The sequence below is a fragment of the Pseudomonas sp. NPDC078700 genome, from assembly GCF_044542375.1.
Lineage (GTDB): Bacteria > Pseudomonadota > Gammaproteobacteria > Pseudomonadales > Pseudomonadaceae > Aquipseudomonas.
In genome coordinates, this window is the sequence record NZ_JBITUI010000001.1 from 719,861 (window position 1) to 735,392 (window position 15,532).

The following is a 15,532-nucleotide window of genomic DNA, read 5'->3' on the forward strand; positions in this document are numbered from 1 at the left end:
AAAAGGCTATGACCACGCAGACAAGGTGACCGTTCAGCGCCCTTTTGGTGCGTCCTTGCGTTCTTGAACAAGCACCCATGGTGCAACCACCACCGCCCATAACTCTGGATCCCGGCTTAGCAAGCTTTCAGCTTGCACATCAGTCATCTTAGTAAGATGACCGGCACTGAGCCAGCCTGAAACCTTGGCAGTGTCATTCTCGACCACAGCCTGCGCGGCCTCAATTAAATCCTGATCTGACTCAACCCACAACAAAGCGCCCTTGGCAAAGTAGGGTTGTAACTCCTGCCAGCTAATTGCTGCTGTTTGCCCAAGGAGTTTGGCATAGAGGGTGCTAGGTTGTTCTGTCATGGTTGTGCCTATTTTTTAGCCGATTTTTGATTGCCATCATGATAACGTCGGCATGCTGGCAGGCAAGTTTGCCTGACGTCATAAAATGAAGCCAAGGCACGCCGTTTTTCTATACATTTCTTATATTTAAGCGACACCCTCGGGTATTGCCCCCTGCTTCCGGCTTTTCAAGGCGCAAATCAGCGCTCTACACTGTACCGGTACAGTTGCTAGGGGTACGACCGAGATATAGAACTCGGTTCTGCAGCTTTGGCCGCAAGAACTACAACAACTAAAAACACAAGAGTGGAGCATTATGAAAAAGGCAACTAAGCAGGTGTCCAAACTGTTAGCCGCCATGGCAATGGCTGGCGTTGCAAGCTATTCGATGGCTGCAGATACGATCAAAATCGGTTTGGCGGGTCCGGTTACTGGCGCTGTTGCCCAGTACGGTGAGATGCAGTTCATCGGCGCAAAAATGGCCATTGAGCAGATCAACAAAGCTGGCGGTGTGAACGGCGAGATGCTTGAAGGCGTGGTCTATGACGATGCTTGCGATCCAAAGCAGGCCGTTGCCGTTGCCAACAAAATTGTTAACGATGAAGTTAAGTTTGTTGTCGGTCACCTCTGCTCCAGCTCCACTCAGCCAGCTTCGGACATTTACGAAGACGAAGGCATTCTGATGATTACCGCTGCGTCGACCAGCCCTGAAATCACTGCACGTGGTTATCAGCTGATCTTCCGTACCATCGGTCTGGACAGCCTGCAAGGCCCAACCGCCGGTAACTTCATCGCTGATCACATCAAGCCGAAGAACGTTGCAGTCATCCACGACAAACAACAATACGGCGAAGGCATTGCCACTGCTGTTAAGCAGACTCTGGAAGCCAAAGGCGTCAAAGTTGGCATGTTCGAAGGCATCAACGCTGGCGACAAAGACTTCTCGTCGATGATCTCCAAGCTCAAGCAAGCCGGTGTCGACTTCGTTTACTACGGCGGCTACCACCCAGAGCTGGGCCTGCTGCTGCGTCAAGCGGCTGAGAAAGGCCTGAACGTTAAGTTCATGGGTCCAGAAGGCGTGGGTAACAAAGAAATCTCTGCAATCGCTGGCCCGGCTTCTGAAGGCCTGCTGGTGACCCTGCCGAAGTCTTTCGACCAAGACCCCGCTAACAAAGCATTGGTTGAAGCTTTCAAAGCCAAGAACGAAGACCCAAGCGGCCCATTCGTATTCCCTGCTTACGCAGCGGTACAAGTGATTGCCGGTGGTATCGAGAAAGCCGGTAGCACTGATACCGACAAGGTTGCAGCGGCACTGCGCGCTAACAGCTTCAAGACGCCAACCGGCGACCTTTCCTTCGACGAGAAGGGCGACCTGAAGGACTTCAGCTTCGTGGTTTACGAATGGCACCAGGACGGTACAAAAACCGAAGCTAAATAAGCCTCACTGTCCGAACCCAAAGCCCACTGCAACCGCAGTGGGCTTTGTTTATTAGAAGAATTCCGGTCTTGCGCGGCGCCACAAGCGATGCATTACGCAACGACCCAGGAGTTAGGCAATGCCTGATTTTTATCACTACCTGCAACAGCTGGTTAATGGTCTGACCATTGGCAGCACTTATGCCTTGATAGCCATCGGCTACACCATGGTCTACGGCATCATCGGCATGATCAACTTCGCCCACGGCGAGGTTTATATGATTGGCTCCTACGTGGTGTTTATCGCCGTAGCCGGTCTCGCTATGTTTGGCATCCACAGCCTGCCCATTGTGCTGATCGCGGGGTTCGCGGCCAGTATTATTGTCGCCAGTGCCTATGGATACAGTATTGAACGCGTCGCTTACCGGCCTTTGCGCGGTGGTAACCGTTTGATCCCCCTGATTTCGGCAATTGGTATGTCGATATTCCTGCAGAACGAAGTGCTTCTGGCGCAGGACTCGAAAGACAAAGCCATTCCTAACCTGCTTCCGGGTAATTTCGTGTTCGGCGAAAACAGCATGAACGGCGTGGTGATTTCCTACATGCAGGTGCTGATTTTCGTCGTCACCTTCCTGGTTATGATTGGTCTGACCTGGTTTATCTCCCGCTCCCGCCTGGGCCGCGCCTGCCGCGCCTGTGCTGAAGACCTGAAGATGGCCAACCTGCTAGGCATCAACACCAACAACATCATCGCCCTGACCTTTGTGATTGGCGCTGCACTCGCAGCCGTCGCCTCCATATTGCTGAGCTTGCAATACGGCGTGATCAACCCGCACCTGGGCTTCCTCGCTGGCATCAAAGCCTTCACCGCAGCGGTACTGGGCGGTATTGGCAGTATTCCCGGTGCAGTTCTGGGTGGTTTGGTACTGGGTGTTGCTGAAGCCTTTGGCGCCGATATTTTTGGCGATCAATACAAAGATGTTGTGGCATTCAGCCTGTTAGTGCTGGTGTTGTTGTTCCGCCCGACTGGTATTTTGGGTCGTCCGGAGGTTGAAAAAGTATGAGTTCTGCAATTACAAAAAACCTCAAGACGGCATTCTTCAGTGCACTGCTGGTAGTGGCTGTTGCCTATCCGGTACTGGGCCTGAAGCTGACCACCGTTGGCATCAAGCTCGAAGTTCATAACGCCAGCCCGGCCGTTCTGTGGACGATCGCGGCGTGTACGATTGCGATGTTCTTTTGGCAGCTATTTCGCAGCCAGATCAGCGCAGCCTGGTCACAGGCACCAAAACTGCCAAGTGTTCCGAGCAAAGCCACAAACTTCATGACCCTGCCGTCGACCCAGCGCTGGATTATTCTTGGCTTGGTCGTGGTTGCCCTGGCGTGGCCATTTTTTGGCAGCCGCGGTGCAGTGGATATCGCCACGCTCATCCTGATCTACGTCATGCTCGGCCTTGGCTTGAACATCGTCGTTGGCTTTGCTGGCTTGCTCGACCTGGGTTATGTGGGCTTCTACGCCGTTGGCGCATACACCTACGCGCTGCTGTCGTTCTACTTCGGCTTGGGCTTCTGGGTGTGTTTACCGATAGCAGGGCTGATGGCTGCATTCTTCGGCTTTATTCTCGGCTTCCCGGTCTTGCGGTTGCGCGGTGACTATCTCGCGATTGTGACCTTGGGCTTCGGCGAGATAATCCGCATCCTGCTGCGTAACATGACTTGGCTGACGGGCGGCCCGAACGGTATCAGCAACATTGATAAACCAACGCTGTTTGGTCTGTCATTCGAGCGTCGAGCCGCTGAAGGCATGCAAACCTTCCACGAATACTTTGGTACCGCTTACCAATCAATCAACAAGGTGATCTTTCTCTACCTGATCGCCCTGCTGCTGGTACTGCTGACCCTGTTCGTGATCAATCGCTTGTTGCGCATGCCGATTGGCCGCGCGTGGGAAGCCTTGCGTGAAGATGAAATCGCTTGCCGTGCCTTGGGCATGAACCCAACTATCATCAAGCTTTCAGCCTTCACCTTGGGTGCCACCTTCGCAGGCTTTGCTGGCAGTTTCTTTGCCGCTCGCCAAGGCTTGGTGACCCCGGAATCGTTCACCTTCATTGAGTCAGCAATCATCCTCGCCATCGTGGTTCTAGGCGGCATGGGTTCACAACTCGGGGTGATTCTCGCCGCGATCGTGATGATCCTGCTTCCCGAATTGATGCGTGAGTTCAGTGAGTACCGCATGCTGTTCTTCGGTGCCCTGATGGTATTGATGATGATTTGGCGTCCGCAGGGCTTGTTGCCCATGCAGCGTCCGCATTTGGAGCTGAAACAATGAGCCGCACGATTCTAGAAGTAAGCGGCTTATCCATGCGTTTTGGCGGTCTGCTGGCCGTCAACGGCGTGAATCTGACCGTGCAAGAGAAACAAGTGGTGTCGATGATCGGCCCTAACGGCGCTGGCAAAACCACTGTATTCAACTGCCTGACGGGCTTTTATCAGCCCACCAGCGGCAGCGTGCGCCTGAACGGCGAGCAAATCGAAGGCCTCACCGGTCATAAAATTGCCCGCAAAGGCGTGGTGCGTACTTTTCAGAACGTGCGTTTGTTCAAGGACATGACCGCGATTGAAAACTTGCTGGTGGCGCAGCATCGTCACCTCAACACCAACTTCCTCGCCGGCTTGTTCAAGACTCCAGCGTTCCGCAAGAGCGAACGCGAGGCCATGGACTATGCAGCGCATTGGCTGGAGCAGGTCAACCTGACCGAATTCGCCAACCGCCCAGCAGGCACCCTCGCCTACGGCCAACAGCGTCGCTTGGAAATCGCCCGCTGCATGATGACTCGACCTAGCATCCTGATGCTGGACGAGCCAGCAGCCGGTCTGAACCCACGGGAAACTGAAGACCTTAAAGCGTTGATTGGCATGCTGCGTGACGAACACAACGTCACCGTCCTGCTGATTGAGCACGACATGAAGCTGGTGATGAGCATCTCTGACCACATCTTCGTGATCAACCAGGGCACACCGCTGGCAGACGGAACACCGGAGCAAATCCGTGACAACCCGGATGTAATCAAAGCCTATCTGGGGGAAGCGTAATGCTCTATTTCGAAAATGTTTCGACCTTCTACGGCAAAATCCAAGCGCTACACGGGGTTAATGTTGAAGTTCGCCAGGGTGAAATCGTTACCCTGATTGGTGCCAACGGTGCAGGTAAATCAACCCTGTTGATGACCCTGTGCGGCAACCCGCAAGCCACCAGTGGCAGCATCCGCTATCAGGGTGAAGAGCTGGTTGGCATGCAAACGCCGGATATCATGCGCAAGAGTATTGCCGTGGTGCCTGAAGGGCGTCGGGTGTTCGCACGTCTCACCGTTGAAGAAAACCTGGCCATGGGCGGTTTCTTCACCGAAAAAGACGACTTTCAGGAGCAAATGGACAAGGTGCTGCACCTGTTCCCACGCCTGAAAGAGCGCTTTGAGCAACGCGCTGGCACCATGAGTGGCGGCGAACAGCAAATGCTTGCCATTGGCCGTGCGCTGATGAGCAAACCCAAGCTGTTGCTGCTCGATGAGCCATCGCTGGGTTTAGCACCGATCATCATCCAGCAGATTTTCGACATCATCGAACAACTGCGCGAAGACGGTGTAACGGTGTTTTTGGTTGAACAGAACGCCAACCAGGCTCTGAAACTGGCGGACCGTGGCTACGTACTGGAAAATGGTCGTATTGTCATGCAAGGCAGTGGCGAAGAACTGCTCAATGATCCAAAAGTACGGGATGCTTATCTCGGCGGTTAATCATCGAGATGAATTTCGTTGTAACTAAACAAGCCGCTCAAATGAGCGGCTTGTTTAGTTTTGGCGGGTTATCAGACTCCGGCAAAGGCGTTGAGGAACCACGTTATCAACGGGATCGCCACGATATCGATCAACACTGCGCCACACAGCGGCACAATGATAAAGGCTTTATAGGAAAACACTTTGTAGTGCTCGCAGACCGCCCCCATATTGGCGACCGCATTGGGTGTGGCACCAAGACCGTGCCCCATAAAGCCCGCGCAAAGAACGGCCGCATCATAATTACTGCCCAGCAGACGGAAGAGCACAAATACCGTCAGCAAGATCATCACCACAATCTGCACGACCAATATACCGAGCAATGGCAAACCGAGTGTTTCCAGTTCCCAGAACTTTAGGCTCATCATCGCCATCGTCAGGAAAATACCCAGGCAGACATCACCGATGGTGCTGATGGCCGTGTCAGGCACCTCGATAATGCGTACACGATCATTCAGGTTGCGTAATAACACCGCAACAAACATCGCACCTACGTAGCTTGGCAGGACAATCCCCAGGTGCTCATCCAGCGCGCTACCCAACCAGAACCCCAACACCATGATCACTAAAATACAGCCCAGCAATCGCAGCAGTGTAGGCGCATCCAATGCTTGAGCGGGTTTCTGCTCGGCGGCGTCCAACGTGCCTAATGCACCCACTTGCTCTGCCACCACAGCCAACTTTTTGCGTTCAATCAACCAGCGCGCAATCGGCGTACCGAGCAAACCACCGGCAACCATGCCGAAGGTGGCGGCGGCCAATGCGGCAGTTGTCGCACCCTGAGCGCCAAGGCTTTCAGCCACAGGACCGAAGGCTGCAGCCGCACCAAAACCACCCTCAAGAGAGACCGCACCCGCCATTAATCCAAGTAATGGATCGACACCCAAAAGACTGGCAACGCCTACGCCCAAGGCATTTTGCAGCAGGGCCAAGAACCAGCAAGCACCAAGATAAACGAACAGAATTTTACCGCCCTGACGCAATAACCCCAGGCTCCCCCCGAGCCCGACAGTGGTAAAGAACGCCACCATCAAAGGGGTTTGCAAGGCGGTATCAAACTTTAGGCTAAGCAATTGTTGATCGCGCAGTAGCCATACCAACAAGGCAAAGCCAAAGCCGCCTATGACTGGCGCTGGTACACAGAGCTGGGTTAACCAATGGCTGCGTTTTTTTAGGAAGGCACCCGCTCCGAGGAGCAGTAAAGCCAAAGCGGTGGTGGTTAATGCATCCAGTTCTAGGGTCAACATGGCAAGTTTCTCTATTGTTATTGCTAAGCAGGTAGATAAATTCGAATAGCCTCAATCGACCATGCAGGCCAACAGCCGCGCACCTATGCGCGCGGTGCGGTTGTCTTGATCAAGGCTTGGGTTGAGTTCGGCAATGTCAGCCAGGCGTAACTTACCGCTGGCCTTGGCAAGCCGAACCAGATGCTCGACCACCATAACGTCCACACCATGGGCTGATGGGGCGCTGACACCCGGGGCTTGTCCTGCCGGCAGGACATCCAGGCAAACCGTCATGTACAGGTGGTCAATAGCACTCAGGAATTGACCAAGAAATGCTTCAACATGCGGCAAACTCCAGCTTTGCATTTGCCTGTCGAGCAAATAGCGCACATTCAGTTTGGCCGCTTGATCAAACAATGATTGAGTGTTGTTGAGCTCACTGATGCCTAAGCAGCAGTACTCAAAGTCCATACCAGCAGCCTGGCAATACTCGGCGATCTGCAGAAATGGCGTGCCCGAACTGCTCTGCTGCGCAAATCGCAGGTCAAAATGTGCATCAAAATTCAAAATGCCAATTTTGGGTGTCGACTCGCGCGTACGCAGGTGGTCAGCCAATCCGGTAAAGCTGGCCAAGGCGATTTCGTGCCCGCCCCCTAAGCCAAGCGCCAGATGCCCCTGGCCAAGCATCTCGACCATCTTTTGTGCGTACTGCTGCTGTGCAGCTTCCAAGTCCGCATCTTCGCAGTTGATATCACCCGCGTCATAAACCGGGCTTGAGCCGTGCCAAGCGAGATTAGCTAAGGCTTTGCGCAGCGCTGGCGGTCCTTGGCGCGCTCCGATACGGCCTTGATTGCGCCTTACACCTTCATCGCAGGCCAGGCCTAACAAGGTCACGCCAACTGGCTGCTGCTGAGCATAGGGTTGTACCCACTGGTGCCAACGCAGTGCACTTTGCCCTTCGGCAGTGTCAGTGCGGCCGCTCCATATCTGCATGTCTGGGGTGACGGTCATGTTTTGGCTCTCTTAATATTCAGTCAAGACGTGCGCTAACCCGCAACGCCGCATCCTGTGTCCAACGAATCAAACGCTCACTGCGTTGTAGTGCCCGAGTCGCTGGGGCCATCAGGCTTATCACGCCATACAGCCGCTCCCGGCTATCGACCAAAGGCGCACTGACGCCCCAGACGCCATCGTCTATTTCGCCATTTGAAACGGCAAAACCCGCCTGCCTGATGTCTTCAAAGTTACGCAGGTAGTCGTCCAGTTCTGCGTTCTCGATTCCCTTTTCAACCAGTGCCGCCAGGCTCTGCGCAGGGTCCATGAAGGCCAGCAATGTGCGGGCTGAGGCGCCGATCAACAAAGGCTGGGCCAGGCCTTTCTGGTAGCAGCACCGCAGAGGTTGCTGGCTATCAACCAGCTCGACACAAATCGCCTGACCATTAATCGGCACCATCAAGGCCACGCTTTCCTGGCTCAATTCGGCCAAGCGCTTAAGCTCCGGCTTGGCCAATGTCACCAATACCGCATCGCGATCGAACTTCTTCGCCAACTGCATGCATGTTGGGCCAGGTAAATAACGGCCCTGACCGTTGTCTTCTGCCAACCCCCAGCGCAACAAGGTTTTCAAGTGGCGATAGGTGCTGCTCAACGGCTGCTGCAAGCTTTCTGATAACTCCTTGGCCGAAATGACTTCGTCGGCTTGGCCCAAGGCGACCAGTATCTGTAACAGGCGATCAGTTGGTGTTTTGTAGTTCATGGGCGCTCCTTGATCAGATGGTGCGCGAACCTTCTCACTTAATGAAATTCGAGTCCCACTCAGTGGGAAAATATGGCTAATTAAATGACCAACGGACCCGCTGCCTTGGGTTCGATCAGGCGTGGGGGCAAGTGAAACACCGACTCATCCGTACACAAGCGCCGCGGCCAGTTACAATAGGTGGATTACTTTATTGATGACTGCCTGATGACCGAGCCAATACGCCTTTCCAAACGCCTGATCGAACTGGTCGGCTGCTCCCGACGTGAAGCTGAGCTGTACATTGAAGGTGGCTGGGTAACGGTGGATGGCGAGGTGATTGATGCACCGCATTTCAAAGTTGCCGAGCAGCAGGTTGAGCTACTGCCTAATGCGGTTGCCGCACCTTTAGACCCGGTCACGCTGCTGGTGAATATTCCGCCGGGACACAATACGGCTGAGCGCATTACTGAGGAACTCAGCACCGCTAGCCACTGGCCGGAAGATGCCAGTGGTATTCGCCCGCTCAAGGGTCACTTGCTGAATCTGACGGCTTGTATTCCTTTGCAAGCGGGTGCCGAAGGCTTGCATGTCCTGACTCAAGACTTTCGTGTCGAGCGCAAACTACGTGATGACATCGTCAAGATGGAACAGGAATACGTGGTTGAAGTCAGTGGCGAGCTTAGCGAGCGTGACCTCAAACGGCTGAATCACGGATTAGTCTTCAACAATTACGCGCTGCCGCCGTGCAAAGTCAGCTGGCAAAACGAAACCCGCTTACGCTTCGCCCTGAAAAACCCGATACCGGGTCAGATCGTATTTATGTGCAACGAGGTCGGACTCAAGGTTTTGAGCTTCAAGCGCATTCGCGTCGGCGGCGTGCCGATGTCCAAAGTTGCCCCCGGCCAATGGCGTTACCTCGCCACCAAAGAGCGCTTCTAAACACCGCGCTCAGCCCTTAATTTTTCGCGTAGACAGCCTCGAATGCTGTCTGCGTCTTTTATCAGGAATCCATAATGCTTAATAACGATGTGCTGCGCAGCGTGCGCTACATGCTTGATGTCAACGATGCAAAACTGGCCGAGATCATTGCTCTTAGCGGCAAAGCCGTAACCACAGACGAGCTTGAGCCGCTGCTGAAAAAAGAAGACGAAGAAGGTTTTATTGCCTGTGACGATGAACTGATGGCGCACTTTCTCGATGGCCTGGTCTACTTCAAGCGCGGCAAAGACGACAGCCGCCCAGCACAGCCATTTGAGCTGCCGATGACCAATAACATGGTGCTGAAAAAGCTGCGCGTAGCCTTTGAGCTGAAAGAAGATGACATGCACGCAATCATGCAGAGTGTTGACTTCCCCGTTTCTAAACCAGAAATGAGCGCCCTTTTCCGCAAGTTCGGCCATAGCAACTACCGCACCTGTGGCGACCAGTTCCTGCGTAACTTTCTCAAAGGCTTGACCCTGCGCGAACGCGCCTGACGGCTGCGGGCCTCGCGCCACACATAGCGCTGTATTTGCGCCAACAATAGTGCATCCACTGTTGGCGCTAGCCGATTAGGGTGATGGCATCCGCCAAATAAAGGATCCGCCATGCACCCTTACTTTTCCCTGAAAGACCGCACTGCCCTGGTTACCGGCGGCACCCGTGGTATCGGCAAGATGATCGCCAAAGCCTTTGTTGAAGCAGGCGCCACCGTTTATGTGTGCGCTCGCGATGAGCAAGCGTGCAAGGAGACCGCTGAAGAGCTCAGTGCCTATGGCACCTGTCAGGGTATTGCAGCGAACCTGGCGACCGAAGAAGGCGTACAGGCTCTGGTTCAAGCGCTCAGCGGCAAGCTTACCCAGCTCGATATTCTGGTTAATAACGCCGGTACGACCTGGGGTGCACCGCTTGAATCCTACCCGGCCAAGGGTTGGGAAAAAGTCATGCAGCTCAATGTCACATCCGTGTTCAGTTGCATCCAACAATTGCTGCCCCTGTTGCGCAAGGCCGGTAGCAGCGCCAACCCAGCACGGGTAATCAACATTGGGTCGGTGGCTGGCATCAGCTCATACGGTGAAAATGCCTATGCCTATGGCCCAAGTAAAGCGGCTCTGCATCAGCTCTCGCGCATGCTGGCGCGAGAACTGGTTGAGCAACATATCAACGTAAACGTGATTGCACCGGGACGCTTTCCTAGCAAGATGACCCAACACATTGCCAATGATGATGAGGCGATGGCTCAAGACACGGCTGTTATCCCGATGAAGCGCTGGGGTCGCGAGGAAGAAATGGCCGCGCTGGCGATCAGCTTGGCAAGCACCGCCGGGGCGTATATGACCGGTAATATTATTCCGATTGATGGCGGCTTTAGCCTTTAGCTTTATCCACGCGGATTAATCAAAACTGCGCTTTGCGGTTAAGATGGGCGACCTCAGATTCTGGTCGCCTGCAATGTCTTACTCCGTTTCGCCGATCGGCTTTGTGCGCTCTTGCTTCAAAGAGAAGTTTGCCATTCCGCGCCAACCACACCTGGCACCCGCAGCCCGTGGGGTGTTGGAGTTGGTCGCGCCATTTGATCAGCCAGAAGCCGTTGAAGGCCTTGAGCAGGCCAGCCATGTCTGGCTGCTGTTTATGTTTCACCAAGCGCTGGAAGACAAACCCCGGCTAAAAGTACGCCCACCGCGCTTAGGGGGTAATCAGTCGGTGGGGGTATTTGCAACCCGCGCCACGCACCGGCCTAACGGTATCGGCCAGTCGGTGGTCGCGCTGGATAAAGTCGAGCCCGGTAAGCTCTGGTTGTCGGGTATCGATCTACTCGAGGGCACTCCGGTTCTGGATATAAAACCCTATGTGCCGTACGCCGACTGCATCAGCAACGCGACCAATAGCATGGCAGGCGCAGCACCGCAGTTGATTGACGTCGACTGGCAACCTGAAGCACTTCAACAAGCGTCTGAGCATGCCCAGCGGCTCAAACAACCCGTGGTTGAGCTGATTGAGCAATGCTTGGCCCAAGATCCACGCCCGGCCTATCAAACGCCTCAACGAGAGCGTCGCTACGGCACTCGGCTATGGGATGTTGACGTACGCTGGCACTATCCGCAGCCAAACCAGATCTGTGTGCTGGAAGTGCTGCCAGGCGCTTAAACTGAGCGCCCTACCCAGCGCATCAGCCGTTTTCAGCTTCGCGTTTGACCCTGCCAATGCCCAACACCGCAGTACCTCTGAGCAGAGGTGTTTGTAATTTATTGTGGACCCGCCAGTCCCAATGACAATCATCACTCACCTTTACTCAAGGACACATCCAACAATGAAAAAATGGAGCTTATTGCTACTGCGTATCTCACTCGGCTGGCTGCTGGTGATCTGGGGCATCGATAAAGTGGTCAATGTTGAGCACGGCGTTGCGATTGCAAACAAGTTCTACATGGGCATGTTTGCCGTCGATAACCTGATCCAAGCGGGCGGCTTGATGCAGGTGCTGGTAGGCCTACTGGTTGTTTTAGGGCTGATGCGTCGACTGATCTACCCGATTCTGCTGTTACTGAACACGGCCACGCTGGTTGCCGTCGCGCAATCAGTGATTGATCCATGGAGTTGGTTCTTTGCTGGTAGCAATGCCCTGTTTTACCCATCGCTGATCATATTTGCCGGCAGCCTTGTAGTCATGGCCTGGCGAAACGAGGATCGCTTCGCGCTCGACACATTGACCGCGAAACCTACCCACACTGATAAAAAAGCATCTACTCCAACCACGGCTCAAGTTGATTGATGCAATAGACCGGACCTATCCGTTCAGTCACAAAAAAGCCCACCATTAGAGGTGGGCTTTTGTTTTATATCAGCAGCAGCTTACTTCTCGACGAAGGCCCGCTCGATCAAGTAGTCGCCCGGCTCACCCATGCGCTTGGATACATTCAGGCCGAAGCTATCCAGCACTTCACTGGTTTCATCAAGCATGCTCGGGCTGCCGCAAATCATTGCGCGGTCGTCCTGTGAGTTGATTGGCGGCAAACCAATATCACGAAACAACTTACCGCTGCGCATCAAATCAGTCAGGCGTCCCTGATTTTCAAACTCTTCACGGGTTACGGTTGGGTAGTAAATGAGCTTTTCTTTCAGCGCATCGCCGAAGTATTCGTTTTTCGGCAAATGCTCAGTGATAAATTCGCGGTAAGCCACTTCGTTGACATAACGAACGCCATGAACCAGCACCACTTTCTCGTAGCGCTCATAGGTTTCAGGGTCTTGAATGACGCTCATAAATGGCGCCAAACCAGTACCGGTGCTCAACAGGTAAAGGTGCTTGCCGGGTAGCAGATCATCGAGAATCAGAGTGCCGGTAGGTTTGCGGCTAACCATCAACTCATCACCTGGCTTGAGGTGCTGAAGCTGTGAGGTTAGCGGGCCGTCCTGAACCTTGATGCTGAAGAATTCGAGGTGCTCTTCATAGTTTGGGCTGGCAATAGAGTATGCACGCATCAGTGGGCGGCCAGTGTCCTGCTGCAAACCAATCATTACAAACTGACCATTCTCAAAGCGCAGCCCGGCATTGCGGGTGGTTTTGAAGCTGAACAGCGTGTCATTCCAATGGTGGACGCTGAGCACACGCTCGACGTTCAAATTGCTCATGCAGGTATCCTCACTAAATTACGCGACCCACTGTGGGTAATTGCGCTGCATTCTAGAGGCGCGCACAATATCTGTTAAGTGAATTATTAAGATATAGGTTATCGGTTATATAGATATGCGATTTACTCTTAGACAACTTCAGGTATTTGTCGCCGTCGCCCAACAAGAAAGCGTATCGCGAGCGGCTGAATCCATAGCCTTGTCGCAGTCGGCAACGAGCACCTCAATCACCGAACTCGAGCGCCAGACCGATTGCCAGCTATTTGACCGCGCCGGTAAGCGTTTGACCCTCAATGCCTTGGGCCATCAACTGTTGCCGCAAGCGGTGGCGCTGATCGACCAGACTAAAGAGATCGAGCGCCTTTTAGCCGGAAAAAGTGGCTTCGGCACTCTTAATGTCGGCGCCACCCTCACCGTTGGTAATTATCTGGCGACGCTATTGATTGGTAATTTCATGCAGTTGCACCCTGAATGCCGGGTGAAACTGCAGGTTCACAACACGGCCCACGTGGTGCAGCAAGTGGCGCATTACGAGCTGGATCTTGGCCTGATTGAAGGCGACTGCCAGCATCCCGACATTGAAGTGCAGCCTTGGGTGGAAGATGAGCTGGTGGTCTTTTGTGCACCGCAGCACCCGCTGGCACACAGCAAGATTGCCAGCGTTGAAGAACTCAGCCGTGAAGCGTGGATCCTTCGTGAGCAGGGCTCGGGCACTCGCCTGACCTTCGATCAAGCCATGCGCCATCACCCTAACCCGCTGAATATTCGTCTGGAATTGGAGCATACCGAGGCGATTAAACGCGCAGTTGAATCCGGCTTGGGGATTGGCTGTATTTCACGCCTTGCACTGCGCGACGCATTCCGCCGCGGCAGTTTAGTGCCTGTCGAAACCCCGGATCTGGATTTGTGCCGGCAGTTCTACTTCATCTGGCACCAGCAAAAGTATCAAACAGCGGCGATGCGCGCTTTCTTGGAACTATGCCAAACCCTGACAGCGGGGGTCACACGCAGTGATGAAATCGTGCTGCCGATTATCGCTTGAGCGAGTGAGGCGTAGGGGCAAAGCGATGGTGGTTTTATCCGAGCAGAATAATCAGCCAGACACTGCCAATCAGCGCCAGCGAAACAAACTGAGCGGCGCTGCCCATGTCCTTGGCGTTTTTTGAAAGCGGGTGCAAATCCAGTGAAATACGGTCAATGGCCGCTTCCACCGCGGAATTAAGCAACTCAACAATCAACGCCAGCAAGCAAACAGCGATCATCATCGCCCGCTCGCCTTTGCTCACATCAAAAGCCCATGCCAGCGGAATCAACACGACATTGAGCAGCACCAACTGACGAAACGCAGCCTCTCCGGTGTAGGCACTACGCAAGCCATCGAGTGAATAGCCAGTCGCATTGAGAATACGTTTAAGGCCTGTCTGGCCTTTAAATGGAGACATAAGGTGATAACCACTAACGGAAAAGGACGGCAGGCTACGCCATACGTCGATAAAAGTCTGATTTTTTGAGGGTGACGTGAACGGCCTCAGCCATCGGGCTGAAGCCATCGATTGACTCAAACCGTTGTAGCGGCTGGAATACTCTCAAGCTGTTGCAGCAACAACGCGGCCTGCGTGCGGGTGCGCACACCTAGCTTACGAAATATCGCCGTGACGTGCGCCTTAACAGTTGCCTCCGAAACACCCAGTTCATAGGCGATTTGTTTATTCAGCAAGCCCTCACAAACCATGGTCAAAACTCGAAACTGCTGTGGGGTCAAGCTGGCAAGACCGGCGCTTGCAGCTTTGGCCTCCGCCGATACGCTTTGCGCTTCAGCACTGATTTCCGGCCACCAAGCGTCGCCGTCCAGAACCAGACGAACGGCCTGCTGAATGGTTTCGAGGGAGCTGGATTTTGGAATGAAACCACTGGCCCCAAACTCTTTGGAACGCAACACGACCGCTGACTCTTCCTGTGCAGAAATCATCACCACCGGTATTTGTGGATATTGGCCGCGTAATAATACCAAGCCAGAAAACCCATAGGCGCCCGGCATATTAAGATCAAGCAAAACCAGATCCCAATCCGGTTTGTCGCTCAAGCGGCTTTCCAACTCAGCAATGCTGGCTGCCTCAACCAACCGCACACCTGGCCCCAAACCCAGTGTCAGTGCTTGTTGCAACGCACTGCGAAACAAAGGGTGATCATCAGCAATCAGGATTTCGTAAACAGCCATGGCAGATCCCGTTATTTTTATGAGGGCTAGAAGTACTTCAACTGGTATTTAACTCAACACTTTAGCAACCCCAGCACCAGGCGCGAGCCTCAAATGCGCCTAAGGCGGCGCCCAGCATGCCCAGCGATTACAGGGTGGTCAAGCGCATTACTTTCCGGCA

At 54.0% G+C, this 15,532-nt stretch carries 18 protein-coding genes; 11 read left to right on the forward strand and 7 right to left on the reverse strand.

Annotation, left to right across the window (positions count from 1 at the left end):
• Positions 1-33: 33 nt before the first annotated feature.
• Positions 34-351 carry a DUF2288 domain-containing protein gene (locus tag ACIGCM_RS03405; protein WP_397500603.1) on the reverse strand — a complete coding sequence of 106 codons (318 nt, stop codon included), beginning with the start codon at positions 349-351 and terminating at the stop codon, positions 34-36.
• Positions 352-646: 295 nt separating this feature from the next.
• On the opposite strand from ACIGCM_RS03405, the gene ACIGCM_RS03410 reads away from it, so the two are divergent.
• The 5 genes from ACIGCM_RS03410 (at position 647) to ACIGCM_RS03430 (ending at position 5,540) form a co-directional block, all read left to right on the forward strand.
• Entirely contained in the window at positions 647-1,768 is a 1,122-nt protein-coding gene (locus ACIGCM_RS03410) for a branched-chain amino acid ABC transporter substrate-binding protein (RefSeq protein WP_397500604.1), read from the forward strand.
• Between the two features lie 118 nt (positions 1,769-1,886).
• Positions 1,887-2,810: a high-affinity branched-chain amino acid ABC transporter permease LivH gene (livH, locus tag ACIGCM_RS03415; RefSeq protein ID WP_397500605.1), complete on the forward strand. Its 924-nt coding sequence runs from the start codon at positions 1,887-1,889 to the stop codon at positions 2,808-2,810.
• A complete protein-coding gene (locus tag ACIGCM_RS03420; RefSeq protein WP_397500606.1) occupies positions 2,807-4,075 on the forward strand; it encodes a high-affinity branched-chain amino acid ABC transporter permease LivM in 1,269 nt (422 codons plus the stop codon). Before livH ends, ACIGCM_RS03420 begins: the two co-directional genes overlap by 4 nt.
• The gene (livG, locus tag ACIGCM_RS03425) at positions 4,072-4,839 is read left to right on the forward strand and encodes a high-affinity branched-chain amino acid ABC transporter ATP-binding protein LivG (RefSeq protein ID WP_397500607.1); all 768 of its coding nucleotides are present in this window, start codon (positions 4,072-4,074) and stop codon (positions 4,837-4,839) included. The genes ACIGCM_RS03420 and livG overlap by 4 nt, the downstream gene beginning before the upstream one ends.
• A complete protein-coding gene (locus ACIGCM_RS03430) occupies positions 4,839-5,540 on the forward strand; it encodes an ABC transporter ATP-binding protein (protein ID WP_397500608.1) in 702 nt (233 codons plus the stop codon). Before livG ends, ACIGCM_RS03430 begins: the two co-directional genes overlap by 1 nt.
• A 71-nt stretch (positions 5,541-5,611) precedes the next feature.
• On the opposite strand, the gene gltS is transcribed toward ACIGCM_RS03430, so the two are convergent.
• From gltS to ACIGCM_RS03445, 3 genes are read right to left on the reverse strand one after another with little or no spacing between them, the layout of a single operon-like run.
• Positions 5,612-6,826 carry a sodium/glutamate symporter gene (gene gltS, locus ACIGCM_RS03435; protein ID WP_397500609.1) on the reverse strand — a complete coding sequence of 405 codons (1,215 nt, stop codon included), beginning with the start codon at positions 6,824-6,826 and terminating at the stop codon, positions 5,612-5,614.
• A 51-nt stretch (positions 6,827-6,877) separates the two neighbouring features.
• The gene (gene hutG / locus ACIGCM_RS03440; RefSeq protein ID WP_397500610.1) at positions 6,878-7,816 is read right to left on the reverse strand and encodes a formimidoylglutamase; all 939 of its coding nucleotides are present in this window, start codon (positions 7,814-7,816) and stop codon (positions 6,878-6,880) included.
• Between the two features lie 19 nt (positions 7,817-7,835).
• Complete coding sequence (locus tag ACIGCM_RS03445) at positions 7,836-8,561, reverse strand: IclR family transcriptional regulator (RefSeq protein WP_397500611.1); 726 nt, start codon at positions 8,559-8,561, stop codon at positions 7,836-7,838.
• Positions 8,562-8,768: 207 nt separating this feature from the next.
• On the opposite strand from ACIGCM_RS03445, the gene ACIGCM_RS03450 reads away from it, so the two are divergent.
• The 5 genes from ACIGCM_RS03450 (at position 8,769) to ACIGCM_RS03470 (ending at position 12,294) form a co-directional block, all read left to right on the forward strand.
• Positions 8,769-9,482: an rRNA pseudouridine synthase gene (locus ACIGCM_RS03450; protein WP_397500612.1), complete on the forward strand. Its 714-nt coding sequence runs from the start codon at positions 8,769-8,771 to the stop codon at positions 9,480-9,482.
• A gap of 74 nt (positions 9,483-9,556) precedes the next feature.
• A complete protein-coding gene (locus ACIGCM_RS03455) occupies positions 9,557-10,018 on the forward strand; it encodes a DUF1456 family protein (RefSeq protein ID WP_397500613.1) in 462 nt (153 codons plus the stop codon).
• Positions 10,019-10,129: 111 nt separating this feature from the next.
• On the forward strand, positions 10,130-10,900 hold the full coding sequence (locus tag ACIGCM_RS03460) for an SDR family oxidoreductase (protein WP_397500614.1): 771 nt from the start codon (positions 10,130-10,132) through the stop codon (positions 10,898-10,900).
• A 73-nt stretch (positions 10,901-10,973) separates the two neighbouring features.
• Positions 10,974-11,669: a tRNA (N6-threonylcarbamoyladenosine(37)-N6)-methyltransferase TrmO gene (gene tsaA, locus ACIGCM_RS03465; protein ID WP_397500615.1), complete on the forward strand. Its 696-nt coding sequence runs from the start codon at positions 10,974-10,976 to the stop codon at positions 11,667-11,669.
• Positions 11,670-11,832: 163 nt separating this feature from the next.
• Complete coding sequence (locus ACIGCM_RS03470; protein WP_397500616.1) at positions 11,833-12,294, forward strand: DoxX family membrane protein; 462 nt, start codon at positions 11,833-11,835, stop codon at positions 12,292-12,294.
• Between the two features lie 80 nt (positions 12,295-12,374).
• Here the strand turns inward: ACIGCM_RS03470 and fpr are convergent, their stop codons facing one another.
• Positions 12,375-13,154, reverse strand: a complete 780-nt coding sequence (fpr, locus tag ACIGCM_RS03475) for a ferredoxin-NADP reductase (protein ID WP_397500617.1) — start codon at positions 13,152-13,154, stop codon at positions 12,375-12,377.
• A gap of 115 nt (positions 13,155-13,269) precedes the next feature.
• On the opposite strand from fpr, the gene ACIGCM_RS03480 reads away from it, so the two are divergent.
• Complete coding sequence (locus ACIGCM_RS03480; protein ID WP_397500618.1) at positions 13,270-14,196, forward strand: LysR family transcriptional regulator; 927 nt, start codon at positions 13,270-13,272, stop codon at positions 14,194-14,196.
• A gap of 34 nt (positions 14,197-14,230) precedes the next feature.
• Here the strand turns inward: ACIGCM_RS03480 and ACIGCM_RS03485 are convergent, their stop codons facing one another.
• Positions 14,231-14,596 carry a diacylglycerol kinase gene (locus ACIGCM_RS03485; RefSeq protein WP_397500619.1) on the reverse strand — a complete coding sequence of 122 codons (366 nt, stop codon included), beginning with the start codon at positions 14,594-14,596 and terminating at the stop codon, positions 14,231-14,233.
• A 116-nt stretch (positions 14,597-14,712) separates the two neighbouring features.
• On the reverse strand, positions 14,713-15,372 hold the full coding sequence (erdR, locus tag ACIGCM_RS03490; RefSeq protein WP_397500620.1) for a response regulator transcription factor ErdR: 660 nt from the start codon (positions 15,370-15,372) through the stop codon (positions 14,713-14,715).
• Positions 15,373-15,532 lie beyond the last annotated feature (160 nt).